Here is a 23,449-nt window from a genome sequence, read left to right on the forward strand (position 1 = left end):
CTCCCGGTGCCCGTGTTTCCTGGTTCGACCGGGTCAGACGTCAATGTCGTTCTTCACCGGGCATCGCCTCGGCCTTCGGCCGCTTCGGCCTGCTTGCGGGAGGCCCGGAGGCTGGTGATCGTGGTGACGATCAGAACCGAGCAGATCACGCCCAGCGAGACGGGGATGCTGATCTCGGGCACGTGCACCCCGGACTCGTGCAGTGCGTGCAGCACGAGCTTCACGCCGATGAAGCCGAGAATGATCGACAGCCCGTAGGAGAGGTGGACCAGCTTCCGCAGCAGTCCGCCGATCAGGAAGTACAGCTGCCTAAGGCCCATCAGGGCGAACGCGTTCGCCGTGAACACGATGTACGGGTCCTGCGTCAGACCGAAGATCGCGGGGATCGAGTCGAGCGCGAACAGGACGTCCGTGCTGCCGATGGCGAGCATGACGACGAGCATGGGGGTCATCACCCGCTTGCCGTTCTGCTCGATCCACAGCTTGGTGCCGTGGTACCGGTCGGCGACACCGAAGCGGCGCTCGGCGGCCTTGAGCAGCTTGTTCTCCTCGTATTCCTCGTCCTCCTGGTCGGCCCGGGCCTCCTGGATGAGCTTCCAGGCGGTCCAGATCAGGAAGGCACCGAAGATGTAGAACACCCACGAGAAGCTGGCGATGATCGCGGCGCCTGCGGCGATGAAGATCGCGCGCAGCACCAGGGCGATGAGCACGCCGACGAGAAGCACTCGCTGCTGGTACTGCGACGGCACCGCGAACTTCGCCATGATCAGGACGAAGACGAAAAGGTTGTCGACGCTCAGCGACTTCTCGGTGATGTAACCGGCGAAGAACTCGCCCGCGGGCTGTCCTCCGCCCCAGATCAGCAGGCCGAGGCCGAAGAGCGCGGCCAGGACGATCCAGACGATGGTCCAGATCCCTGCTTCCTTGACGGACACGTCATGCGGTTTACGGCCGATGAAGAAGTCGGCCGCGATCAGGGCGATCAGGCCCACGATCGTCGAGACCCACAGGGTCATGGAAACATCCACTGCGCCTCCGGCAGATACGTCACACGGCAAAGGTCAGCGTCGTCGCTGCCGGAGGTCTCTTCCACCCGGGCGCCTCGGGCGCGTGTGTGCGCTCGGACGGTCCTTCGGGCCGACGCCCCGGGATCTGGCCTGATCCGTATTGACGGGGTCGCCGCACAGACAGGGAGTACTCCCCTCCGTGCGGCCAACAGTACCCAATCGCCAAGGATTGGTAAAGGCTCAGGTAAAGGAACATACAAAGTCCCAGGTCGTTGGGGCTTTACTTGTCCTTGATCAAGGGGTGCGGCAGAAGGTGCGGCGGTTCATCGGTTCCATGAACGGCGGGCCGCGGCGACCTGGGTGAGCACCTGATGGAGCACCTGGCTGCCCGGCGGCACCAGAGGCGGCTCATATGTCCAGGCGTGCCCCACCCACGGGTCGGCCATATGGTCGTCGGGCACGGGCGTCAGGCGCAGCAGTGAACGCCACAGCGGGTCGAGCAGCGGACCGTAGCCCGCGGACTCCTCGCGGTCGGCGACCATCATCAGATGGACGCCGACGGACGGGCCCTCGTCGGCGAGGTAGCGCAGCTGGTTCACCGCCCGGTCGTCGAAGCCGTGCGGGAAGTCGTTGACGATGAGCAGCTGCTGTGAGGTGTCGAATCCGGGCGGCAGCGCGTCGGGGGCGCCTCCGCGCAGCGCCATCTGCACCAGGTCGACGCGCTGGGTGAGCCGGCCCAGCACGTCCGTGACGCCCGCGGCGCCCTGGGCGGGCGGGGCCGCCAGCACACCGGTCTGCGTCAGCGGTGCGAGTGCCTGCGCGGCGGATCCGGCCGGGTCGATGACGTGCACCGTGAACTCGCCCGCCGGGTAGACGGCGAGCAGCCGGGCCGCGTGGGCCACGGCCGTCTCCATGGCGAGGCGCCGCATGTCGTGCGAGTCGGTGAACGACCCGTCGATGCCGTCGGTCCGTCCGCTGTCGATCCACAGGCCGCGTTCCAGCGGCAGCCGGAGCAGCATCGGGATGCGGATCCGCTCGGCCTCGGGGAGGCTGAGGTCGCCCAGGCGGACCGCCATGGGTATCTCCATCGGCACCCGGTAGGCGTGCCACGCGGGGTTGTCCCAGCGGGCGAACGCCGGGGGCAGTGCGGGTTCGACGACATCGGCCTCGGCGACGAGCTGGGCGAGGTCGCGGTCGAGGGACTCCCGGGCCTGGCCGACGAGCTCGGCATGCCGGGCCCGGGCGCTCTCGCGGGCGGCATCGCCCTGACCACCGATCCGGCTGCGCGGGTCGGACAGGGCCTGCTCGAGCTCCTTGTCCATGCGCGATTCGGCGAAGTCGACGGCGCTCCGGTACGCGGCGGTGGTGCGGGCCAGGTCCTCGAACATGCCCCAGACCTGGTTGTAGAGCCGCTCCTCCATGGACCAGCCGGTCGCGTCCCCCGCCACGGGCTGCGCGGGCTGACCGGGCCGGGGCTGCGGCGCGGCGGGCGGGGGCGGCGCCGGGGCCGAGGTCTGCCTGCGGGGGTGGCTGTAGTCGATCGGGCCGGCGCCGGTGGCCGCGGACGGGCCGGCGGTGCCGGGTCCGCCGTACGCGGGCTGCGGTCCGTCCTGTCCGGGTCCGCCGGCCGGCCGCCCGCCGTACGACGGCGGTACGGGGCCGGCGGCGCCCTGGGGTGCGGTGCCGCCCTGGTCCGGGCCGACCGCGGGGGCGGCCGCCTGCCGGGAGCGGTCGCCGTCGGAGGTGCGGGGCGGGGGGGCCTGCACGGAGCGGGCGAGGCCCTGTGCGACCGCCTCGTTGATGCTGCCCGCGAGCTGCACGGCCTCGGGCAGGCCCTGGTCGGTGAAGAGTTCGGCCAGACCGCCGGCGTAGCCCTGGCCGACGGCACGCACCTTCCAGGCGCCCTGCCGCCGGTAGAGCTCCAGCGCGACGACGGCCGACTCGGCCTCCAGGCCCGTGATGGTGTAGCTGGCGACCTCGTCGCCGTCCAGACCGGTGACGGCGACGAAGGGGGCCGCCACGGCGCCGAACCGGGAGGGCCCGGGAGCGCCGGCCTGGGCGGGCAGGGCGAGCAGCACGCTGACGCGGTGGACCGCGTCCGTCATGGCGTCCAGATCCACCGCGAGACGGTGGTCGGCGGCCGCCTGACGGGACACCTCGAGACCGGGCTGGGTGGGAGCACCCGGGTGGGCCACCCACTCGGTCCCGCGGATCCTGCCGTTCTCGTCGCCGAGCGCGGCCACGGCCACGATCGGCGTGCCGGCCGAGATCCTGATCTCCAGACGGGACTGGGAGAGCGGGTGGTTCTGTCCCCGCACCAGCTCGGCCGTCATCGCCTTCGTCCCCCTGCGTCGCGTGTGATGGATCGTGTGCCGCTCACCGGCCCGCCGGGGCCGGTGAGCCTTTGGATGCCTAGAGGACCGGCAGGATCGCCGGCATCAGGTCCTGGAAGGTGCGGCCGTTGGCCGGGTTGCCGAGCGCCGTCATCGTCCAGCCCGTGCCGGAGCGGTGCACCTTGGCCATGATCTGGGCCGTGTAGGCGCCGCCGCCGGCCAGCGTGTAGCGGGCGAGTTCCTGGCCGTTGGTCTCGTCGACGAGGCGGCAGAACGCGTTCTGCACCTCCTGGAACGTCTGGCCCGTGAAGGAGTTCACGGTGAAGACGATCTGGTCGATGTGGACCGGGACCCGCGACAGGTCGACGAGGATGGCCTCGTCGTCGCCGCCCTGGCCGACACCGCCGACGAGGTTGTCACCGGTGTGGCGCACGGAGCCGTCGTCGCTCACGAGGTGGCGGAAGAAGACGACGTCGACGGGCTGCTTGTCGGCGAACAGCACGGCCGAGGCGTCCAGGTCGATCTCCCGGGTGCGCGAGCCGAACAGGCCGCGACGGGGTGCCGCCTGCCATCCGAGACCCATGCGCACCGCGGTCAGGCTGCCGCCGTCGTTCTTCTGCAGACTGATGGCCTGACCCTTGGTCATGTTGACGGTCACGCGCTGATTCCCCTCTCGGACTTCCCCTGTTGCCGCACAACCGCGGTTGACCAGAACCCTACGCAGGGGCACTGACAGTGACGTACTCAGGTCCGCACTTTGTGTCGTTCTTGCAACACATCGCGTGTGCGGACGTCAGGACAGGCCGGCCTCCTGCATCTGCCGCAGTTCCTTCTTCATCTCCGACACCTCGTCGCGCAGCCGGGCGGCGATCTCGAACTGGAGGTCCGCGGCGGCGGCCCGCATCCGCGCGGTGAGCTCCTCGATCTGCCCGGCGAGATCGGCGGCGGGACGGTCGGTCGGCACGGTCTCGGCGGCCTTGCCCTTGGCTCCCTTGGCCTTGGCCCCCTTGGCGTTCTTCGCGCCCTTGGCGGCCTTGGTGCCGAGGGAGGGCACGGGCGTCTTGGGGCCGCCGCCGTCCTTCTTGGCCTGGCGATAGCCCGATCCCAGCAGCTGCTCGGTGTCGATGTCCTCCCGGGCGATCTGCGCGACGATGTCGTTGATCTTCTTGCGCAGGGGCTGCGGATCGATGCCGTTGGCCTGGTTGTACGCGATCTGCTTCTCCCGGCGGCGGTTGGTCTCCTCGATGGCCTTCTCCATCGCCGGGGTGATCTTGTCGGCGTACATATGGACCTGGCCGTAGACGTTGCGCGCCGCGCGGCCGATGGTCTGGATCAAAGAGGTGCCCGAACGCAGGAAGCCCTCCTTGTCGGCATCGAGGATCGCCACCAAGGACACCTCGGGCAGGTCGAGCCCCTCACGCAGCAGGTTGATGCCGACGAGGACGTCGTATTCACCGCTGCGCAGCTCCCGCAGCAGCTCCACCCGGCGCAGGGTGTCGACGTCGCTGTGCAGATAGCGCACCTGGATGCCGAGTTCCAGAAAGTAGTCGGTGAGGTCCTCGGCCATCTTCTTGGTGAGCGTGGTGACCAGGACGCGCTCGTCCTTCTCCACGCGCGTGCGGATCTCGTGGACCAGGTCGTCGATCTGGCCCTCGGTGGGCTTGACGACGACCTCGGGGTCGACGAGGCCGGTGGGGCGGATGATCTGCTCGACGAAGCCGTCCGCGCGGGAGAGCTCGTACTGTCCGGGAGTGGCCGACAGATAGACGGCCTGGCCGATGCGCTTCTGGAACTCCTCCCACTTCAGCGGCCGGTTGTCCAGGGCCGAGGGGAGCCGGAAGCCGTGGTCGACCAGGGTGCGCTTGCGGGAGGCGTCGCCCTCGTACATGGCGCCGATCTGCGGGACGGTGACGTGCGACTCGTCGATGACGAGGAGGAAGTCGTCCGGGAAGTAGTCCAGCAGGGTGTTCGGCGGCGAGCCGGGCGAACGGCCGTCGAAGTGCATCGAGTAGTTCTCCACACCGGAGCAGGAGCCGATCTGGCGGAGCATCTCGATGTCGTAGGTGGTCCGCATGCGCAGCCGCTGGGCCTCCAGCAGCTTGCCCTGCTTCTCCAGCTCGGTCAGGCGCTCGCCGAGCTCCTTCTCGATGTCGTTGACCGCGCGCTCCAGCCGCTCGGGTCCCGCGACGTAGTGGGAGGCGGGGAAGACGTACAGCTGCTGGTCGTCGCTGATGATCTCGCCGGTGAGGGGGTGCAGCGTGGACAGCGCCTCGATCTCGTCGCCGAACATCTCGATGCGGACGGCGAGCTCCTCGTAGACCGGGAAGATCTCGATGGTGTCGCCCCGGACGCGGAAGGTGCCGCGGGTGAACGCCGTGTCGTTGCGCGTGTACTGGATGTCCACGAAACGGCGCAGCAGCTCGTCGCGGTCGACCTCGTCGCCGACGCGGAGGGGGACCATCCGGTCCACGTACTCCTGCGGTGTGCCCAGGCCGTAGATGCAGGAGACGGAGGCGACCACGACGACGTCGCGGCGGGTGAGCAGCGCGTTGGTCGCCGAGTGGCGCAGCCGCTCGACCTCCTCGTTGATCGAGGAGTCCTTCTCGATGTAGGTGTCCGACTGCGGGACGTACGCCTCGGGCTGGTAGTAGTCGTAGTACGAGACGAAGTACTCGACGGCGTTGTTGGGCAGCAGCTCGCGGAATTCGTTGGCCAGCTGTGCGGCCAGGGTCTTGTTCGGCGCCATCACCAGGGTGGGGCGCTGGAGCTTCTCGATCATCCACGCGGTGGTGGCGGACTTGCCGGTGCCGGTCGCGCCGAGCAGGACGACGTCCTTCTCGCCTGCTTGGATGCGCCGGGCGAGGTCGGCGATGGCCGTCGGCTGGTCGCCGCTGGGCCGGTAGGGGCTGACGACCTCGAAGGGCGCCACCGTGCGTTCGATCTGGGAAACGGGCCGCATGTCATCAACCGTACGATGCCCCGCTGACAAACGGTCCTGATCAGCGTCGTTGCGGGGTGCGGGAGCGGTGTTCCACGGGACCGCGCAGGCGCAGTCGCGAGCGCGCCGGGCGGTGGTGGGCCGGGGGGTGGGCGGGGACACCGGGCTTGTACTCGGTGGGCGGCGTGCCCGGTCCGCCGGCGACGATCAGCGGGTCGAAGATCACCACGATGCCCGCCAGCACGAGGAAGGCGAGCGGACCGGCCATGAGGGGACCGAGCAGGCTGCCCGCGGACTCCCCCGCGGCGGGGGTGGCGGTGCCGTGGACGTGGACGTCGAGTGAGGCCATGCCGGTGTAGTGCGTGCCGGTGACCGCGACGCCCATGACGAGACTGGCGCCGACGCTCCACAGGACGCCCCTCACCTGTCCGGCCGCCCACAGGGCGGCGGTGGCGGCGGCCATGGCTATGGCCACGGAGGTGGCGACAAGGACGGTGTTGTACTCCAGCCGGCCGTCAAGACTCATGCCGGCCATGCCGAGGTAGTGCATCGAGGCGATGCCGAGGCCGGTGATGGTGCCACCGGTGAACAGTGCCGTTCCGGAGGTGCCCCGGTAGCCCACGATGAAGATCCCTGTGCCCACCATGACGATTCCGACGGCCAGGCCGGCGAACGTCATGGCCCGGTCGTAGTGGATCGGGGTGCCCTTGATCGTGAACCCCATCATGCCGATGAAGTGCATAGTCCATATGCCGGAGCCGATGGCCACCGAGCCCAGGGCGAGCCAGCCGGCCCGCCAGGAGCGGCGAGCCGTCCTGGATCTGGTGGTGCAGCGCAGGCCCAGGGCACCGCCGAGGCAGGCCATGAGAAAGGCCACCAGCGGTGTGACTAGGCCGTAGCTGAATCCGTCGACCGTGCCCTGCATGCGCGGCTGCCCTTCCGCCCTGTTCGTCCCACAACGACCCGATGTGGTCCCCCTCCCAGGACCGCGACGGCGGCCGGGGTTGACGCAGAGAGTATGACCCCACCGGAATGGTCGAACGACTATCCGGCAAAGAAACACGCCCTTGCCCCAGGTGTGTGGCACCAGTGTGCGGAGTTCGGGCAACTCTGTTCAATCTCTGGCCATCCTGCACCCGTGTCGCGTTGACCCTCTGCTGTCACAGTTGATCTGACCGTGACCGTTCAACGCGAGGAGTACGCATGCACGCACGCGCTGTCGCCACCTCGACCACCGCGCTCCTGGGTACCGTCGCCCTCCTGCTCCCGCTCTCCCCCGCATACGCCGCCGAAGGCGGCCCCCGCACCGTGATCGTCGCTCATCGCGGCGCCTCCGCGTACGCGCCCGAGAACACGCTTGCGGCCGTCGACAAGGCGGCCGCCCTCGGCGTCGAGTGGGTGGAGAACGACGTCCAGCGCACCAAGGACGGAGAACTCGTCATCCTCCACGACGACAGCCTTCAGCGCACCACGGACGTCGAGGAGCTCTTCCCCGACCGCGCTCCGTGGAAGGTGAAGGACTTCACCGCCGCCGAGATCGCCCGGCTCGACGCGGGCAGCTGGTTCGACCCCGCGTACGCGGGCGCGCGCGTTCCGACGCTGGAGCAGTTCCTGCACCGCATGGAGCGTTACGACCAGAAGCTGCTGCTGGAGCTCAAGAACCCCCAGCTCTATCCGGGCATCGAGCAGGAGACCCTCAAGACCCTCAGCAACGAGGGGTGGCTCGACCGCCGGCATGTGAAGGGCCGGCTGATCGTGCAGAGCTTCAGCGCGGACAGCGTACGGACGGTCCATGAGCTGAAGCCCGCCGTGAAGACCGGATTCCTCGGGACGCCGCCGGTCGCGGACCTGCCCTCGTACGCCGCGTTCACCGACCAGATCAATCCCTCGCATGCCTCGCTCTCCGCCCCCTACGTCGCCGCCGTGCACGGCTTCCGGGGGCCGCACGGCAAGCGGATGGAGGTGTTCACCTGGACCGTGAACGACGGGGACACGGCACGGCGGGTCGCCGGGTTCGGGGTGGACGGGATCATCACCAACACGCCCGACGTGGTGCGGGACGCGGTCGGCGGCTGAGCGTCCGCCCAGGTCACCGGCGCTCGCCCGGCGTTGTCAGTGGCGAGTCGTACGGTGGGGCGCATGGACAGCCATGGGCAGGAAGAGCAGCGGGTCGTGTGGGCGGTCATGGAGACCGGCATCGGCCCGCTGCTGCTGGCCGCGACCCGCGAGGGCCTTGTCAACATCGTGTTCCACGCGGGCGAGGAGGTGCGCGAGCGCGCTCTGGAGCGGCTGGCGTCCCGGCTCGGCACCACACCGGTCGAGGAGTCGGACTCCCCCCTGCTGGCCGAGGCGATACGTCAGGTGGAGGCGTACTTCGCGGGTGAGCGGCAGTCCTTCGAGCTGCCGCTGGACTGGTCGCTGATATCCGGCTTCAACCGGGAAGTACTGCGGGACCTCGCCACCGTGGTGCCGTTCGGCGCGGTGGTCGGGTACGGCGATCTGGCCGGGCGAATGGGTCAGCCGGGCGCGGGGCAGGCCGTCGGGACGGCCATGGGCGCCAACCCCCTGCCCGTGGTCGTGCCCTGCCACCGGGTCGTGGAGAGCGACGGCGGCATCGGCGGTTTCGGGGGCGGGCTGGAGACCAAGAGACGGCTGCTCGCCCTGGAGGGTGTGCTGCCCGAGCCGCTGTTCTGAAGGCGCAGGGACGGCGCGGGCAGCCGCGGGACACCGGGTCAGTCGTAGTGCCGCGCCTCGAACACGTTGCCGTCCGGGTCACGGAAGTAGAAGCTGCGTCTAGCCAGGCCGCGTGCCCCGAAGGAGTCGTGCGAGAGGTCCGTCACCGGTACGGACTGCTCTTGGAGGCGACTGCGGAGGGCGTCGAACCGGTCGGCCGGCAAGGACAGGCAGACGTGGTTCACGGGGTGGCCGGAGCTCTCGACGGCGCCGGGGAGCATCGTCATGCGCTCCGCCATGGCCAACGGCATGAGGTCGAGGATCGTCTCCTCGTTGACGCGGACCGAGGGGAAGGGTGCCTCGCCCACGGAGAAGTCGGTGAGCCTCACGGGCTCCAGGCCCATGCTCTTCTCGTAGAAGCCGGCACTGGCGAGGGGATCACGCACCCACAGGACGATGTGGTCGAGGCGAGTCGTGTTGTCCGTCATACCTGCCAGCCTCCGCGACCCGTGTGACGGCCGGCAAGGGGTTTGGCCCGGTGCGCGGACCGCCAGAGATGAGGGAGAGGCGGCAGACGGGAGGCAGACGCGTGGTGCTCATGGTGTCCGAAGAGGTGCGGGAGGCGATCGCCGCGGGCCGGCCGGTGGTGGCCCTGGAGTCCACGATCATCGCGCACGGGCTGCCCCGGCCGCGCAATCTCCAGGTGGCGCTGGAGCTGGAGACGGCCGTACGGCAGGAAGGAGCGGTGCCGGCGACGATCGCCGTGCTGGACGGGCGCCCCCGGATCGGCCTGGACAAGGAACAGCTGGAGCGGATCGCGAGCGGTGAGGGCATCCGCAAGCTGGGCCATCGCGATCTGCCGCTTGTGGTGGCGGCCGGCGGGAGCGGGGCGACCACGGTGTCCGCCACGGCCCTGCTCGCAGCGCGCGCGGGCATACGGGTGTTCGCCACCGGAGGGCTCGGCGGGGTGCACCGGGAGTGGACGGTGACCCAGGACGAGTCGGCCGACCTGGGACTGCTGGCGCGTACTCGGATCACCGTGGTCTGCGCGGGAGTGAAGTCGATCCTGGACGTGCCCGCGACCCTGCAGCGGCTGGAGACGCTGGGGGTGGCGGTCGCCGGGTACGGCACGGACCGTTTCCCGGGCTTCTATCTGTCGGACTCGGGGCATCCCGTGGACTGGCGGCTGGACACCCCGGGGCAGGTGGCGGACGCCATGCGGGCGCAGGACGCGCTCGGCGGGCCCGAGTCGGCTCTGATCGTGGCCAACCCGGTTCCCGAGGCCGAGCAGTTGGATCCCAAGGTGCACGCGCGGGTGCTGGACGAGGCGCTGCGCGCGTGTGCGGCGGAGGGCGTCACCGGTCAGGGGGTGACCCCGTTCCTCCTCGCTCACCTGGTCCGCCAGACCGACGGCGCCTCCCTCGCCGCGAACCTCGCCGCGGTCCGCGGCAATGTGCGCCTCGCGGCCCGGGTCGCCGCCGCCTGGGCCGCCGGGGAGTGACGGGGGTGCCGGGGGACGTACGGGCGGGCGCGTTGCTGGTCGCCGGTGATGTGATCACCGATGTGGTCGCCCGGTACCGGGGACCGCTCGCCTCGGGGACGGACACGGCGGCGGCGATCCGGACGGTGCCGGGCGGGGCGGGTGCCAATGTTGCCTGCTGGGCGGCGCGCCGGGGCGGCGCCGAGGTCCGGCTCCTCGGGCGGGTGGGTGCGGACGCGGCCGCCTGGCACGAGCGGGAGCTGACCGCCTGTGGGGTCCGTCCGCTGCTGGTCGTGGACGGGCAGGCGCCGACGGGGACGGTGATCTGCCTGGTCGACGAGGGGGCGGCGGCCGAGCGGACGTTCCTCACCGACAGCGGCGCCTCACTGCGGCTCGGGCCCGGTGACTGGTCGGACGCCTTGCTGGACGGGGTGGCGCGACTGCATCTGTCGGGTTACCTGCTCTTCGCCGAGGAGAGCCGGGCCTTCGTCGCGGTGGCATTGAAGGCGGCGCGTGCGCGGGGGGTGCCAGTCAGTCTGGATCCGGCGTCTGCCGGGTTCCTCGGCGCGCTGGGCATCGACCGCTTCCTGGCGCTCGTCGAGGGCGTGGACGTGCTGTTGCCCAGCAGCCACGAGGCACGCCTTCTGACGGGCGCGTCCGATGCCGCGGACGCGGCGGCGCGGCTGAGCCGCCATGTCCCGCTGGTGGTGGCCACCCAGGGCGCGGGCGGTGCGCTGATCGCGCGGTCCGGCGAGGTGTGCACCCGGGTTCCGGCCGTGCCGTCGACGCCCCGTGACACCACCGGTGCCGGTGACGCCTTCACCGGTGCGTTCCTCGCGGCTCTGCTGGCGGGCGCCGAACCGCGACAGGCGGCGGTGGAGGGCTGCCGGGCGGGCGCACAGGCAGTGGAAAGGACGGGGGGCCGTCCGCCGGCGCTCGCCTGACGGGTGGAAGCCTCATCGGGCGAACTCCCTTTGTCCACCGAACTCCCTTTGTCCACAGGCGGGAACAAAGCGGAACGGTCCCTGTCCACAGGCTCGCACGCGGTTTTCCGGGGACTGGCAGACTGGCGAGCCGGACGCGGAAAGCAGGAACGGCGCGGGGGAACCACACGAGGGGGGCCACATGTCCATGGCAGGGAATCTGCGGAAGGTCAGGAGTCTTGGTGGGGTCGGCGGGCTGCGCCGGGTGGCCGGGCTTGCCCGGCGGCGTCCCCGTGTGGACCTGAGCCATCCGGCCCGGTCCCCGCTGGGCTCCTCGGTGGTCAACTGCGTCACCTACCGGGACGGTCACCGCGTCTCCACGCGCGGCGCTCTGGTGGACGCTGTGAAGCAGGTCCGCAGCGAGGGGGAGGGGTTCGTCTGGCTGGGGCTGCACGAGCCGACCGACCAGGAGTTCGCCGGTATCGCCGAGCTGTTCGACCTGCACCCGCTGGCGGTGGAGGACGCCGTCGAGGCCCACCAGCGGCCCAAGCTGGAGCGGTACGGGGAGACACTGTTCGCCGTGTTCAAGACGGTCTGCTACGTGGAGCACGAGGAACTCACCGCGAACAGTGAGGTGGTGGACACCGGAGAGATCATGGTGTTCCTCGGTGAGGATTTCGTGGTCACCGTGCGGCACGGACGGCACGGCTCGCTGGGACCGCTGCGCGAGGGGCTGGAGTCCGATCCCGAGCAGCTCGCCCAGGGTCCGTCCACGGTGCTGCACGCGATCGCGGACCATGTGGTCGACGACTATCTCACCGTCATCGACTCGGTCCAGGAGGACATCGACCAGATCGAGACGGATGTGTTCGCGGAGCACGGCGCGCGGGTCGATCCGGGCCGCATCTACCAGCTCAAGCGGGAACTGCTCGAACTGAAGCGGGCGGTGGTGCCGCTCGGCCGGCCGCTGGAGGAGCTCGCGACCCGGCCGATCCGGGTCGTCGCCCCGGAGATACAGGCGTACTTCCGCGATGTCGCCGACCATCTGCTGCGGGCGAAGGAGCAGATAGCGGCGTTCGACGAGCTGATCAACTCGATCCTCCAGGCGCATCTGGCGCAGGTCACGGTCGCGCAGAACGAGGACATGCGCAAGATCAGCGCGTGGGCGGCCATCGTGGCGGTGCCGACGATGGTCTGCGGGATGTACGGCATGAACTTCGACCACATGCCGGAGCTGCACTGGAGATACGGCTACGGCATGGTCATCGGGGTGACATCCGTGGCGTGTCTGCTGCTGTACCGGGCCTTCCGGCGCGGCCGCTGGCTGTGACGGCGGCGCCTCCGCAGTGCGGAGCCGCCTCCCGCGGAGGGCCGGAGGGCTCAGGCGTAGTCGTGGCCCCCGGGTCCGCCCTGCCGCGTCGGTGTCAGCCGCGCCAGGCCGGGTGGCGGGGATCGTCGGCCCGCACCAGGACGTCGGCCGTGCCGGCCGGATCGCTCTCCCGCTCGTAGCGTTCGAACGCGGGGAGGGTCCAGTGCTCGGCCTCGGCAGTACGGCGGCGCAGGGCGCCCGGGGAGAGGAGGAGGTGGACGCTCAGGTCGAAGGGGAACCAGTGGCGCAGGAGGAAAGGACCGTGCAGCAACAGCACGCCACCGGGCGGAAGCACGGCATACGGACTGCGGGTGGCGCGGTCGGTGACGGGGTCCCACAGATCGGGCAGGACCCGGCCGGTCCCACCGGGTTCGAGGGGGCCGAACACCTCGCGCCACAGGGCACCGGTGTCGTACCAGCCGTCGTAGTACGACTCCACGTCCTGGTGGCCGTACTCGAGCCGGACCGAGGCGGGGCGCAGAAAGCCGTCGGTGCCGACGACGAGGGAGGGCCGGCCGCGTATCCGCAGTGCCCCGGCGACCCTGTCCGCGAGGTCACCGGGCCGGGCGGCCGGGGCGCCGTCGAGGGCGACCCGGGGCCAGGGACCGCCGTCGGCGGGCTTCAGCTCCAGCAGGCGCTCGGCGAGGAGGTCGCCCAGCCGGTCCCAGGTGATCGCTTCGAGTCGCACACGGCCATAATGCGTCAGCCCGGCGTCCGGAACGTGGCTCGCGGCCTGTCGGGGGGAAGGATCCTGCCATGGCATCCCGTGCAACTCCCCCTCGGTTCACCGGGCTTGTCGTCCAGCAGCCGCTGCGGGACCGGCACTGCGCCGGCTGCCGTCGGGGCCCGCTCCCCCTGCTCGTGATGGAGAACGGTTTACCGCGCTGTCTCGACTGTGCTGATCTTGGTCACCTCGTCTTCCTGCCACGTGGCGACACGGCGCTCACCCGCCGGTCGCAGGAGGAGACCTCGCTGTCTGCGGTGGTCGTGCGGTTCAACCGTCGCAGGGGTCGGTACGAACGGCAGGGCGTGCTGGTCGAGGAGGAGGCGCTGGCCCGGGCCGAGCGGCGCTGTCTTGCGGACGCGGAGGCACGCCGGAGACGCCGGATGCGGGACGCCCGGCGGCGGGCGGCCGAGGACGTGCGGTTCACGGAGGCTTTCGCGGCGGAGATACGGCGGCTGTTCCCCGGCTGCCCGGAGGTGCGCGCCCACGCCGTCGCCGCGCACGCCTCGGTCCGGGGCAGTGGACGGGTGGGAAGGAGCGCGGCGGGCCGGGCGCTGTCCGAGCGGGCGGTGACGGCGGCGGTGGTGGCATCCGTACGGCATCTGGACACGCCGTACGACCGCCTGTTGATGAGCGGGGTGCCGCGGCACGAGGCGCGGCGGAGGATCGCGGCAGCGGTGGAGACGGTGCTCAGAGGATGGTCGGAGGAGGGGCTTGGTTCCACCGGCTGACGCCCGGCGGGCCTACCCGCCTCCCGGCTGGAGCCGGGAGCCCGGAGGCCACTGGGTACCGGCCGGTCCATGTGCGCGAGTGGACGATGTGGAACCACGTCCGCACGCTCGCCTCGGCGGGGCGGCGCCGGCGTACGTCCTGGGCTCTCACCCGCTGACAGGCCCGCCGGGCCGCGGCCGCGCTGTCGGCGTCCGGGGAGTTCTCCGGCGCAAGCGCTCTGCGGATGCTCTCTGCGGACGTGGACGGGCGGACGTATCGTGGCCGGAAGAGTGCCGACCGACGACGCACGGCGTGTCACCCGCGCACGCAAGGAAGACGGCCATGGCCGATCCCAAGGGATTCCTCACCACGCCCCGCGAGGAATGGCCCCGCAGGCCGGTGGCGGAACGGGTCCGCGACTGGGACGAGGTCTACGTCCCCGGGGCGCTGCTGCCCATCATCGGCGAACAGGCCGACCGCTGCATGGACTGCGGTGTGCCCTTCTGCCATCAGGCCTGTCCGCTGGGCAACCTCATCCCCGAGTGGAACGACCTGGTCTCGCGGGAGGACTGGCAGGCGGCGGCGGACCGGCTGCACGCCACCAACAACTTCCCCGAGTTCACCGGGCGGTTGTGTCCGGCGCCCTGCGAGCCGGGCTGTGTGCTCGCCATCAACCAGCCGGCGGTCACCATCAAGAACGTCGAGTGCGCCATCGCCGACCGGGCCTGGGCGGAAGGCTTCGCGCCGCCGGCGCCGCCGGAGCGCCTGTCCGGCCGGACGGTCGCGGTCATCGGCTCCGGGCCCACCGGGCTGGCCGCGGCCCAGCAGTTGACCCGGGCCGGTCACACCGTCGCCGTGTACGAGCGGGACGACCGGGTCGGCGGGCTGATGCGGTACGGCATCCCCGAGTTCAAGATGGAGAAGCGGCATCTGGACCGGCGTGTGGGGCAGATGCGCGAGGAGGGGACGAAGTTCCGTACCTCCACGACGGTCGGGCAGGACGTGGACGCGGCGGAGCTACGGGCCCGCTACGACGCCGTGGTGATCGCTACGGGCGCGACCGCCTGGCGGGAGCTGCCGGTGCCGGGGCGGGAACTCGGCGGGATCCACCAGGCGATGGAGTATCTGCCGCTGGCCAACCGGGTGTGTGCGGGGGACCTGGAGTCGTCGCCGTTGTCCGCCGCGGGCCGGCATGTCGTCATCGTCGGCGGCGGTGACACGGGGGCGGACTGTCTGGGGACGGCCATACGCGAGGGCGCCGCCTCGGTCACCCAGCTCGACATCTACGGCCGGCCGCCGAGTGAGCGGGACGAGAACGCCGAGCCGTGGCCGGCGTATCCGAAGCTGTACCGCCTGTCCCCGGCGCACGAGGAGGCGGAGGCGTTGCGGACGGCGCCGGCGGCGGACGCGGACGCGCGGGTGTTCGCGGCGTCGACGCTGCGGTTCGAGGGGGACGCGGAGGGGCGCGTCCGCGCGTTGCGACTGGTCGAGGTGGACTCCCGGCGCCGGGCCGTGCCGGGCACGGAGCGGACGCTGCCCGCCGATCTCGTGCTGCTCGCGCTGGGCTTCTCCGGGCCCGATCAGCGGGACGGGCTGGTGGCGCAGCTGGGGCTGGCGCTGGATCCTCGGGGCACGATCGCGCGGGACGACGGGTTCGCCACGCGTGTGCCGGGGGTGTTCGCGGCGGGGGACGCGGCGCGTGGGCAGTCGTTGATCGTGTGGGCGATCGCCGAGGGGCGGGCGGTGGCGGCGGCGGTCGACCGGTACGTGACCGACGCGCCGAGTCGGCTGCCGGCGCCGATCGGTCCCTACGACCGCCCCATGACCGTATGAGGACTGCCCGCGGGCGCGACGGCGGTCGCCGCCCGCGGGCTGCTCCGTGCTTACCGTGCCTGCCGTGCTTACCGTGCCTGCCGTACTTACCGTGCCTGCCGTGCTTACGGTTTGCGGGCCACCGCTCCGTAGCCGGGGATGTAGCCGTCGTCCTGGCCCGGCACGGGCTCTCCCAGTTCGGGATGCCACTCGTGGGGGACCCGCACACCCGGCTCGACGAGTTCCAGGCCGTCGAAGAAGCGGGTGAACTCCTCCCGGGAACGCAGGGCCAGGGTGACGCCCGCGGCCCTGAACTTCTCGCTGGCCGCCTTCGACAACTCGGGGGTGAAGTCGGCCGTCGCGTGGGTGACGACCAGGTGACTGCCGGAGGGAAGGTCCGCCAGCAGCCGCCCGACCAGCTCATGCGCCCCGTCCTCGTCGGGGACGAAGTGCAGCAGCGCGATGAGCGACAGGGCGATCGGCTCGTCGAAGTCGAGGATCCTCCGCGCGCCCGCCAGGATGGTGTCCGGATCCCGTACATCGGCCTGGAGGTACTCGGTCACCCCCTCGTCCGTGCCCCGCAGCAGCGCCCCCGCGTGAGCCAGCACGATGGGATCGTTGTCGCAGTACACGACGTGGGCGTCCGGCGCGATCTCCTGGGCCACCTGGTGCAGATTGGGCTCGGTGGGGATGCCGGTGCCGACGTCGAGGAACTGGCGCACGCCCTGGCCGGCCAGCCAGCGCGTCGCCCGGTGCATGAACGCGCGGTTCACTCGTGCCATCACCGGCGTCCGCGGTTCGAGGGCCAGCATCTGCCGGCCCATTTCCTCGTCGACCGGATAGTTGTCCTTGCCTCCGAGGTACCAGTCGTACATCCGGGCGGGGTGCGGTCTGCTGGTGTCGATCTCCACGGGGGGCTGCCCGGTCATGAGGGACTCCGTAACTCTCTGCAACTGTTAGTGGTCAAGTCAGTGCCGAATCAGAGGAGGAACGCAAAGGTAGAGCGGACAACAGGTCTTAGGACAGCAGGAAATCCGCCTCTCCCGCCTTCGCTCCCTCGATGAAGGCCGTGATCTCCGCGGAGGTGTAGATGAGCGCGGGGCCGTCCGGATCGGTGGACTGGCGTACGGCGATCCGGCCGTCGTCGAGCTTCATCGCCTCCAGGCAGTTCCCTCCGTTGCCGCCGCTCCACGGCTTGTGCCAGCCCTCGCTGCCCAGTTCCCGCGCGGGCATGCCGTTGTAGATCCTTCCGGTGTGCGCCTGCGGGCGGGGCAGGGACTTCGGGCGCTTCATGAGTTCCATTCACAGCTCCTTGCGGAGATCCCGGAGGATCTCCTTCGTGCGATGTGCCGTGGCGGCCTGCGCCGCCATGCGGTCCATGACCTCGAGGTGGGTCGCCACCTCGTTGCGCGCGTCCAGGTAGACGGCGCCGGTCAGGTACTCGCTGTAGACCATGTCCGGCAGTTCGGGCATGGCAAATCGGAACAGCACGAACGGCCCGTACGTGCCGGGGTGCGGCCCGTCGGCGAAGGTCGCGACCTGCAGCGTCACATGGGGCAGCTTCGTGGCCTCGAGCAGCTTGTCGATCTGTGCACGCATCACCTCCGGGCCGCCGACCTGGCGGCGGAGCACGGTCTCGTCCATCACGACCCACAGTCGGGGCGCGTCCTTGCGGGTGAGCAGTTCCTGCCGTCGCATGCGCAGGTCGACGTGGCGCTCGATGTCCTCGGGCCGGGTCTGCCCGATGGCGCCGGAGCGCAGTACGCCGCGCGCGTAGTCCTCGGTCTGGAGCACTCCGGGGACGAAATGGGGTTCGTAGCTGCGGATGAGGGAGGCGGCACCCTCCAGGCTGACGTACATCGAGAACCAGCCGGGCAGGATGTCGTGGAAGCGCTGCCACCAGCCGGGGCGGTTGGCATCCTCCGCCAGCTGCACGAAGGCGTCGGCCTCGTCGTCGGAGACGCCGTACGCCTTCAGCAGGAGCTGGAGGTAGGGGATTTTGAGCGCGACCTCGGCCATCTCCATGCGGCGCACGGTGGCGGGGGCGACCCGGAGGATGCGGGCGGCCTCCTCGCGCTTCATCCCCGCGCGTTCCCGCAGATCCAGCAGGCGCCGACCGAGGACGACCTGTCCTACCGTCGGCGCGGACCGGGGTTCGCTCATACTCCACCTCCCTCGCACAAATCCTGACAGCCCCGCGGCGCCATTCGGAGATCGTTTCGAAGACCCATTCGATAGAGCAATTCTTCGAACCAATCTCCGGCGATCCCAACTGGCGCCGCACGAGGTGCTGTTGCGTGCAGTGTGCCATGGCCTTCCAGACCGTCACACAGCACTCTGCATTTTTCAGAGTGACACTTGCCAAGTGTTCACGGCGGGGCGATAGTGGCAAGCGTGATTCCGCCCGCGCCCTTAGGAACAGAAGCCGCCGCAGGTTCCGTCGGCCTCGGCGCCGCCTCGGCACCCGCCCCCTCGGGGGCCGCTGCCGAGCGCCGGTTCCGTTTCGAACTGGCCGCCCATCCGGGCTCCCCGGCTCAGGCCAGACACCTGACGAGGGCACAGTTGACCGGCTGGTCGGTGTGCGAAGAGATCTGCGACACGGCGGAACTGGTCGTCTCCGAACTGGTCACCAACGCCATCGTGCACACCGCGAGCAGCCACATCGTCTGCGAGCTGCACGACGGCGACGATCTGGTGCGCATAGCCGTGCGGGACGAGGGCTGCACACCGGACCGGCCGCGGGCGAACACCCGGCAGCGGCCGGAGGAGGAGCACGGGAGGGGATTGCTCCTCGTCGACGCCCTGTGTCAAGCGTGGGGCGCCCACGAGCACGGTCCCGGGCTGCTGGTCTGGGCCGACCTTCCCCGCGAGGCGGACACTCCGCCCGATCCCGCGGAACCCCGCAACGACCTGGGCTGGGGCGCCCGGCCGAAGCCCCTCCCGGCGGGCGACCCGGACGACGGCGACAGCGAGGAAAATGGCGACGGGACCCCTCAGTCGCACCGGCCGGCGCAGGCACCGGCGCCACATCCGGCGGCGATGCCGAACATTCTTCCGCATCAACGCGTCCACCCGGACGGGGGCCGGGCGTGACAGGCACCCGTGGCACCCGGGTGCTGAGCCTGAACTCGCTGCTCCGTCTCCAGCGCGGACGGAACATCCCGGCCACCCTGCGGCGACTGCCGGTACCCGACGGCATGACGGCGCCCATGGGCTGCGACGCGGTCGCGGTACCCGCCCGCTTCGGCCCGCTGGTGCTGCCCCGGCTGCCCCGGGTGGGCTGCGTCTACGCCGATGAGGCGCACTGGTGGTGGCTGGTCCCGTCCGACTCCGACTACGCGCTGGAGTGGCCCGCCCCGGCGCACTACGCGGCCGGCGCGGTCCTCCCCGACGCCGAGGCGCCCGAGCTGCCCGGTCTGATCCACCGCCCCGACGGCACGCTCCCCTACACGCCGCCGATACCCCTCTACCTGGCCCTGTGCCGCCTGACTGACACCACCCCCGCCTGGTCCCGTCCGGTCAGCGCGTAGACAGCCGTCCGACGGATGCCATACAGGCGCCCGGCGCCGTGCGTCCGCTCACGCCGTCACATCACCGCCGCCGTCGCCGCGGACGATCACCAGAAACATGTCGGTGGCGAGGTCCATGACAACCTCGGCGGGCAGTCCCTCCAGGCGCCGCGCATGCGCGAACTCCTCCGCCGGCCATGAGCCGCGCGGTCCACCTGCGGGAAAGCGTTCGAGCACCGTTCGCCCGTTCACCCTGCCACCTCCATGTAGCGCTGTACTCGCAGAGTTAAACGCCAACCATGGAGCGAACGCCTCGCTCAGTGACGGTACTGAGACGTAGTTGACACCCGTTCACCGCCACGTGTGAGCGGGCTCTCAACCTTCCGGAGTAATCCGTCACCTTCCGCGTCAGTCGTCGTACTCGTCGTGATAACGGACACGCTCCCCTGCCACAGGCGCCCCGAGAGCCGACGCGCGCCCCTGGGGTTCCTCCCATGCCTCCTGCCTTCCGAGCGCGGTGAGGTCCAGCAGGCTGGTGGTCGAGCCCAGCCCGTCCAGTCCCCGCCCGTAGGCCGAGTACGTGTGAAAGACCCGCTCGCCGTCCCGCAGGAAGCAGCTCACGCCCGACCGCTCGACGAGCTCCCCCTCGTACTCCAGGGTCACGTCGAAGTGCTCGTTGAAGACGCCGGGGTACGAGGAGTACCAAGGCACCGTCCACCCCATCCGCGCCTTGAACGGCAGGATCCTCGTGTACGGCGCCCGGGAGACCGCCGCGAACGAGGTGGACCGGGCGCCGAGGTGGGCGAGGTGGCCGATCTGGTCCAGGAACGCGGAGCAGCCGCGGCAGCCGGCCTCCCACTCGGGGGCGAACATGAAGTGGTGGACGACGAGCTGCCGGCGCCCCTGGAACAGGTCCAGCAGCGTGGCCTTGCCGTCGCCGCCCTCGAAGACGTACTCCCGGTCGATCAGGACCATCGGCAGTCGGCGCCGCTCGGCGTTGAGCGCGTCCCGGGCGCGGGTGACGGCCTTCTCCTTGGCCAGCAGTTCCTCACGCGCCGCGAGCCACTCGGCACGCGAGACGATCTCCGGAAGCGACATGGTTCCTCCTGTGCAACGGTCCCGTTGCAAGGGGTGACTGCGCCCACGGTCCGAACTCATCGCCCGGCCCCGTACGTCTTTCAGGTGTCGCCCGTCACGTACGACGACGGCCGCGTCCTGGGCGCATCCGGTCCGTTCTTGATCGTCGTGCGTGAGGACGGTGCATTCCGGTGACGATGAGCCCGGCGGGACTCTCGCATGAGCGGTACGGCCGAAGGTGGTCGCCCGCGTACGTCCCGAGGGTGGGGGCCCGCAGGGCTGGGCGAGCCAGTAGGGAAACCGGCACGGGTGGGGCGGCATTGCTCTGTTGGGAGTAAATTTGACGCCCCGCGCGCCCGATCACCGTTATACGCCTACGCTTCCGGTAGGGGGAGGAAAGGCCCGTGCCATTCCTGCCGAGGAGAGCCGATGGCTGAACTCACTGCACGTAGACGCGGTTACAAAGAAGGCGTCGGCGGCGAAATGCTCGCCGAATTCCTGGGAACGTTCGTCCTGCTTCTGCTGGGCGCCGGATCAGTGGCCGTCGCGGTTGTCGGCCTACCCGGATCGGGGCGGCAGGCGGTGGAATTCGGGCCGGCCAACTGGCTCATCATCTCCTGGGGCTGGGGCCTCGCCGTGGTGTTCGGTGTCTATGTGGCCGGCGGTATCAGCGGCGCCCACATCAATCCCGCGGTGACGCTGGCCTTCGCCGTACGCGGGGATTTCCCCTGGCGGAAGGTCCTGCCGTACTGGCTGGCCCAGGTCGTGGGCGCCTTCACCGGTGCCGCGCTCGTCTACGCCTGCTACCGGTGGGCGATCAACGCGGCCGAGACCACCGCAGGGGTTCCACGCGAGGAATCACTGGCCACCTACTCCATCTTCGCGACATTCCCCGCCGAGTATTTCGGGGATTCCTGGTGGGGTCCGCTGCTCGACCAGATCGTGGGAACGGGAATCCTTCTTCTGCTCGTCTGCGCGCTCATCGACCTGCGCAATGTGGCTCCGCTGTCGAATCTGCATCCGTTCCTCATCGGCCTGGTGGTCGTCGCGATCGGCCTGACGTTCGGCACCAATGCCGGATACGCCATCAATCCCGCGCGCGATTTCGGGCCACGGCTGTTCACCTTCTTCGAGGGCTGGGGTTCGATCGCGCTACCCGGGACATTCGGGTGGTTCAGCAGCTACTGGTGGATTCCCATTGTGGGCCCGCTCATCGGCGGCGTCGTCGGTGTCGGCGTGTACGACCTGCTGATCAAGCCGGTGATCAACGCCAGGGCGGGGGCGCAGGAGGAAGGCCCGGCCACCGAGGAACCGTAGCCCTCAGGCCCTGTCGTCACACCAGGAGAGGTGGCAGCAATGCCCGAATTCGTCGGCGCGGTGGACCAGGGGACCACCAGCACACGCTTCATGATCTTCGACCACTCGGGGAACGAGGTGGCGAAGCACCAGCTCGAGCACCAGCAGATCCTGCCGAGGTCCGGGTGGGTCGAGCACGACCCTGTGGAGATCTGGGAGCGCACCAACACGGTGATCCAGAACGCCATGCGGGACGGCGGTCTCACGGCCAACGACCTGCGGGCCATCGGCATCACCAACCAGCGCGAGACGACAGTGGTCTGGGACCCGCGCACCGGCCGCCCGTACTACAACGCCATCGTCTGGCAGGACACCCGCACCGACCGCATCGCCCATGCCCTCGAACGCGACGGCCACGGCGACGTCATCCGCCACAAGGCCGGACTGCCGCCGGCCACGTACTTCTCCGGTGGCAAGCTCAAGTGGCTGCTGGAGAACGTGGACGGGCTGCGCGAGGCCGCCGAGGCGGGCCACGCCCTGTTCGGCAACACCGACGCCTGGGTGCTGTGGAACCTCACCGGCGGACCCAACGGCGGTGTGCACGCCACGGACGTGACCAACGCCAGCCGCACCATGCTCATGAACCTGGAGACCCTGGACTGGGACGACGAACTGCTGGGGATCTTCGGCATCCCGCGCTCCATGCTGCCGGCCATCAACCCCTCGTCCCACCCCGAGGCGTTCGGGCTGGGCCGCACCTCCCGGCCGCTGGGCGCCGCCGTCCCGATCACCGGCGTGCTCGGCGACCAGCACGCGGCGACCGTCGGCCAGGTCTGCTTCTCCCCCGGCGAGGCCAAGAACACCTACGGCACGGGCAACTTCCTCGTGCTCAACACGGGTACCGAGCTGGTGCGCTCGCGCAGCGGGCTGCTGACGACGGTCGCGTACCAGTTCGCCGGCAGCCCCGTGGTCTACGCGCTGGAGGGCTCCATCGCCGTCACCGGCGCCGCCGTGCAGTGGCTGCGCGACCAGCTGAAGATCATCGGGAGCGCCCCGGACAGCGAGCAGCTGGCGCGCACGGTGGAGGACAACGGCGGGATGTACTTCGTTCCCGCCTTCTCCGGCCTGTTCGCCCCCTACTGGCGTTCCGACGCCCGCGGCGCCATGGTGGGGCTGTCCCGATACCACACCGGCGGTCACATCGCACGGGCGACGCTGGAGGCCATCTGCTACCAGAGCCGTGACGTGGTCGAGGCCATGGAGCAGGACTCGGGTGTGCATCTGGACGTGCTCAAGGTCGACGGCGGCGTCACCGCGAACGACCTGTGCATGCAGATTCAGGCGGATGTGCTGGGGGTACCGGTCAGCCGTCCCGTGGTCGCCGAGACCACCGCACTGGGCGCCGCCTACGCCGCCGGGCTCGCCGTGGGCTTCTGGGGCGACACCGACGAGCTGCGCACTCACTGGCAGGAGTCGAAGCGCTGGGAGCCGCAGTGGAGCGAGGAAGCGCGCGAGGAGTGCTACCAGGACTGGAAGCGGGCCGTGGAACGCACCATGAACTGGGTCAAGGTCACCTGAGGACCTGGCCGGCGGAGCC

The 23,449-nt window shown here is 70.3% G+C and carries 23 protein-coding genes; 11 read left to right on the forward strand and 12 right to left on the reverse strand.

What is annotated here, in order from left to right; translation table 11 throughout:
• Positions 1-53: 53 nt before the first annotated feature.
• The 5 genes from AB0L56_RS23610 to AB0L56_RS23630 form a co-directional block, all read right to left on the reverse strand.
• Positions 54-1,028: a TerC family protein gene (locus tag AB0L56_RS23610; protein WP_365426019.1), complete on the reverse strand. Its 975-nt coding sequence runs from the start codon at positions 1,026-1,028 to the stop codon at positions 54-56.
• Between the two features lie 302 nt (positions 1,029-1,330).
• A complete protein-coding gene (locus AB0L56_RS23615) occupies positions 1,331-3,340 on the reverse strand; it encodes a TerD family protein (RefSeq protein WP_365426021.1) in 2,010 nt (669 codons plus the stop codon).
• Between the two features lie 79 nt (positions 3,341-3,419).
• Positions 3,420-3,998 carry a TerD family protein gene (locus AB0L56_RS23620; RefSeq protein WP_030820849.1) on the reverse strand — a complete coding sequence of 193 codons (579 nt, stop codon included), beginning with the start codon at positions 3,996-3,998 and terminating at the stop codon, positions 3,420-3,422.
• 135 nt (positions 3,999-4,133) lie between these two features.
• Positions 4,134-6,299 (reverse strand): excinuclease ABC subunit UvrB, encoded by a 2,166-nt coding sequence (uvrB, locus tag AB0L56_RS23625; protein WP_365426023.1) that lies wholly within the window; start codon positions 6,297-6,299, stop codon positions 4,134-4,136.
• Positions 6,300-6,339: 40 nt separating this feature from the next.
• Positions 6,340-7,203 (reverse strand): MHYT domain-containing protein, encoded by an 864-nt coding sequence (locus tag AB0L56_RS23630; RefSeq protein ID WP_365426025.1) that lies wholly within the window; start codon positions 7,201-7,203, stop codon positions 6,340-6,342.
• 278 nt (positions 7,204-7,481) lie between these two features.
• Between AB0L56_RS23630 and AB0L56_RS23635 the strand changes: the two genes are divergently transcribed.
• Together AB0L56_RS23635 and AB0L56_RS23640 are read left to right on the forward strand one after the other, a co-directional pair.
• On the forward strand, positions 7,482-8,354 hold the full coding sequence (locus AB0L56_RS23635) for a glycerophosphodiester phosphodiesterase family protein (protein ID WP_365426027.1): 873 nt from the start codon (positions 7,482-7,484) through the stop codon (positions 8,352-8,354).
• Positions 8,355-8,417: 63 nt separating this feature from the next.
• Complete coding sequence (locus tag AB0L56_RS23640) at positions 8,418-8,972, forward strand: methylated-DNA--[protein]-cysteine S-methyltransferase (protein ID WP_365426029.1); 555 nt, start codon at positions 8,418-8,420, stop codon at positions 8,970-8,972.
• Positions 8,973-9,010: 38 nt separating this feature from the next.
• Here AB0L56_RS23640 and AB0L56_RS23645 read toward each other — a convergent pair whose 3' ends face one another.
• Complete coding sequence (locus AB0L56_RS23645) at positions 9,011-9,439, reverse strand: VOC family protein (protein WP_365426031.1); 429 nt, start codon at positions 9,437-9,439, stop codon at positions 9,011-9,013.
• A gap of 101 nt (positions 9,440-9,540) precedes the next feature.
• On the opposite strand from AB0L56_RS23645, the gene AB0L56_RS23650 reads away from it, so the two are divergent.
• From AB0L56_RS23650 to AB0L56_RS23660, 3 genes are all read left to right on the forward strand, one after another.
• Positions 9,541-10,452, forward strand: coding sequence for a pseudouridine-5'-phosphate glycosidase (locus AB0L56_RS23650; RefSeq protein ID WP_365426033.1), 912 nt, complete (start codon positions 9,541-9,543; stop codon positions 10,450-10,452).
• Complete coding sequence (locus AB0L56_RS23655; protein WP_365426035.1) at positions 10,449-11,375, forward strand: PfkB family carbohydrate kinase; 927 nt, start codon at positions 10,449-10,451, stop codon at positions 11,373-11,375. Before AB0L56_RS23650 ends, AB0L56_RS23655 begins: the two co-directional genes overlap by 4 nt.
• Positions 11,376-11,556: 181 nt before the next feature.
• Positions 11,557-12,684 (forward strand): magnesium and cobalt transport protein CorA, encoded by a 1,128-nt coding sequence (locus tag AB0L56_RS23660; protein WP_365426037.1) that lies wholly within the window; start codon positions 11,557-11,559, stop codon positions 12,682-12,684.
• Between the two features lie 94 nt (positions 12,685-12,778).
• Here AB0L56_RS23660 and AB0L56_RS23665 read toward each other — a convergent pair whose 3' ends face one another.
• Complete coding sequence (locus AB0L56_RS23665; RefSeq protein WP_365426039.1) at positions 12,779-13,411, reverse strand: uridine kinase; 633 nt, start codon at positions 13,409-13,411, stop codon at positions 12,779-12,781.
• A gap of 68 nt (positions 13,412-13,479) precedes the next feature.
• Here AB0L56_RS23665 and AB0L56_RS23670 point away from each other — a divergent pair, with 68 nt between their 5' ends.
• Together AB0L56_RS23670 and AB0L56_RS23675 are read left to right on the forward strand one after the other, a co-directional pair.
• On the forward strand, positions 13,480-14,178 hold the full coding sequence (locus AB0L56_RS23670; RefSeq protein WP_365426041.1) for a DUF2293 domain-containing protein: 699 nt from the start codon (positions 13,480-13,482) through the stop codon (positions 14,176-14,178).
• 322 nt (positions 14,179-14,500) lie between these two features.
• Positions 14,501-15,991 carry a glutamate synthase subunit beta gene (locus AB0L56_RS23675; protein ID WP_365426043.1) on the forward strand — a complete coding sequence of 497 codons (1,491 nt, stop codon included), beginning with the start codon at positions 14,501-14,503 and terminating at the stop codon, positions 15,989-15,991.
• Between the two features lie 104 nt (positions 15,992-16,095).
• Here the strand turns inward: AB0L56_RS23675 and AB0L56_RS23680 are convergent, their stop codons facing one another.
• From AB0L56_RS23680 to AB0L56_RS23690, 3 genes are all read right to left on the reverse strand, one after another.
• Positions 16,096-16,899 carry an SAM-dependent methyltransferase gene (locus tag AB0L56_RS23680; protein ID WP_365426045.1) on the reverse strand — a complete coding sequence of 268 codons (804 nt, stop codon included), beginning with the start codon at positions 16,897-16,899 and terminating at the stop codon, positions 16,096-16,098.
• Between the two features lie 88 nt (positions 16,900-16,987).
• The gene (locus tag AB0L56_RS23685; protein ID WP_361030176.1) at positions 16,988-17,272 is read right to left on the reverse strand and encodes a DUF397 domain-containing protein; all 285 of its coding nucleotides are present in this window, start codon (positions 17,270-17,272) and stop codon (positions 16,988-16,990) included.
• Entirely contained in the window at positions 17,273-18,133 is an 861-nt protein-coding gene (locus AB0L56_RS23690; RefSeq protein WP_365426047.1) for a helix-turn-helix transcriptional regulator, read from the reverse strand.
• Between the two features lie 222 nt (positions 18,134-18,355).
• Between AB0L56_RS23690 and AB0L56_RS23695 the strand changes: the two genes are divergently transcribed.
• Together AB0L56_RS23695 and AB0L56_RS23700 are read left to right on the forward strand one after the other, a co-directional pair.
• Positions 18,356-19,063: an ATP-binding protein gene (locus AB0L56_RS23695; protein ID WP_365426049.1), complete on the forward strand. Its 708-nt coding sequence runs from the start codon at positions 18,356-18,358 to the stop codon at positions 19,061-19,063.
• Entirely contained in the window at positions 19,060-19,500 is a 441-nt protein-coding gene (locus AB0L56_RS23700; RefSeq protein ID WP_361030167.1) for a hypothetical protein, read from the forward strand. Before AB0L56_RS23695 ends, AB0L56_RS23700 begins: the two co-directional genes overlap by 4 nt.
• 48 nt (positions 19,501-19,548) lie before the next feature.
• Here the strand turns inward: AB0L56_RS23700 and AB0L56_RS23705 are convergent, their stop codons facing one another.
• On the reverse strand, positions 19,549-19,731 hold the full coding sequence (locus tag AB0L56_RS23705; RefSeq protein ID WP_149552605.1) for a hypothetical protein: 183 nt from the start codon (positions 19,729-19,731) through the stop codon (positions 19,549-19,551).
• 156 nt (positions 19,732-19,887) lie between these two features.
• Positions 19,888-20,577: a DUF899 domain-containing protein gene (locus AB0L56_RS23710; protein WP_365426052.1), complete on the reverse strand. Its 690-nt coding sequence runs from the start codon at positions 20,575-20,577 to the stop codon at positions 19,888-19,890.
• Positions 20,578-20,985: 408 nt separating this feature from the next.
• On the opposite strand from AB0L56_RS23710, the gene AB0L56_RS23715 reads away from it, so the two are divergent.
• Positions 20,986-21,873: an MIP family channel protein gene (locus AB0L56_RS23715; protein ID WP_365426055.1), complete on the forward strand. Its 888-nt coding sequence runs from the start codon at positions 20,986-20,988 to the stop codon at positions 21,871-21,873.
• Between the two features lie 39 nt (positions 21,874-21,912).
• On the forward strand, positions 21,913-23,430 hold the full coding sequence (glpK, locus tag AB0L56_RS23720; protein ID WP_365426058.1) for a glycerol kinase GlpK: 1,518 nt from the start codon (positions 21,913-21,915) through the stop codon (positions 23,428-23,430).
• Positions 23,431-23,449: the final 19 nt, after the last annotated feature.

It is taken from the genome of Streptomyces sp. NPDC052079, from assembly GCF_040680275.1.
Classification (GTDB): Bacteria; Actinomycetota; Actinomycetes; order Streptomycetales; family Streptomycetaceae; genus Streptomyces.

Excerpts from the sequence above, each read along its gene's own strand:
- AB0L56_RS23615 (WP_365426021.1), bottom strand. The coding sequence starts at position 3,340 with ATGACGGCCGAGCTGGTGCGGGGACAGAACCACCCGCTCTCCCAGTCC.
- uvrB (WP_365426023.1), bottom strand. The coding sequence starts at position 6,299 with ATGCGGCCCGTTTCCCAGATCGAACGCACGGTGGCGCCCTTCGAGGTC.
- AB0L56_RS23630 (WP_365426025.1), bottom strand. The coding sequence starts at position 7,203 with ATGCAGGGCACGGTCGACGGATTCAGCTACGGCCTAGTCACACCGCTG.
- AB0L56_RS23635 (WP_365426027.1), top strand. The coding sequence starts at position 7,482 with ATGCACGCACGCGCTGTCGCCACCTCGACCACCGCGCTCCTGGGTACC.
- AB0L56_RS23640 (WP_365426029.1), top strand. The coding sequence starts at position 8,418 with ATGGACAGCCATGGGCAGGAAGAGCAGCGGGTCGTGTGGGCGGTCATG.
- AB0L56_RS23645 (WP_365426031.1), bottom strand. The coding sequence starts at position 9,439 with ATGACGGACAACACGACTCGCCTCGACCACATCGTCCTGTGGGTGCGT.
- AB0L56_RS23660 (WP_365426037.1), top strand. The coding sequence starts at position 11,557 with ATGTCCATGGCAGGGAATCTGCGGAAGGTCAGGAGTCTTGGTGGGGTC.
- AB0L56_RS23670 (WP_365426041.1), top strand. The coding sequence starts at position 13,480 with ATGGCATCCCGTGCAACTCCCCCTCGGTTCACCGGGCTTGTCGTCCAG.
- AB0L56_RS23675 (WP_365426043.1), top strand. The coding sequence starts at position 14,501 with ATGGCCGATCCCAAGGGATTCCTCACCACGCCCCGCGAGGAATGGCCC.
- AB0L56_RS23680 (WP_365426045.1), bottom strand. The coding sequence starts at position 16,899 with ATGACCGGGCAGCCCCCCGTGGAGATCGACACCAGCAGACCGCACCCC.
- AB0L56_RS23685 (WP_361030176.1), bottom strand. The coding sequence starts at position 17,272 with ATGGAACTCATGAAGCGCCCGAAGTCCCTGCCCCGCCCGCAGGCGCAC.
- AB0L56_RS23690 (WP_365426047.1), bottom strand. The coding sequence starts at position 18,133 with ATGAGCGAACCCCGGTCCGCGCCGACGGTAGGACAGGTCGTCCTCGGT.
- AB0L56_RS23710 (WP_365426052.1), bottom strand. The coding sequence starts at position 20,577 with ATGTCGCTTCCGGAGATCGTCTCGCGTGCCGAGTGGCTCGCGGCGCGT.
- AB0L56_RS23715 (WP_365426055.1), top strand. The coding sequence starts at position 20,986 with ATGGCTGAACTCACTGCACGTAGACGCGGTTACAAAGAAGGCGTCGGC.
- glpK (WP_365426058.1), top strand. The coding sequence starts at position 21,913 with ATGCCCGAATTCGTCGGCGCGGTGGACCAGGGGACCACCAGCACACGC.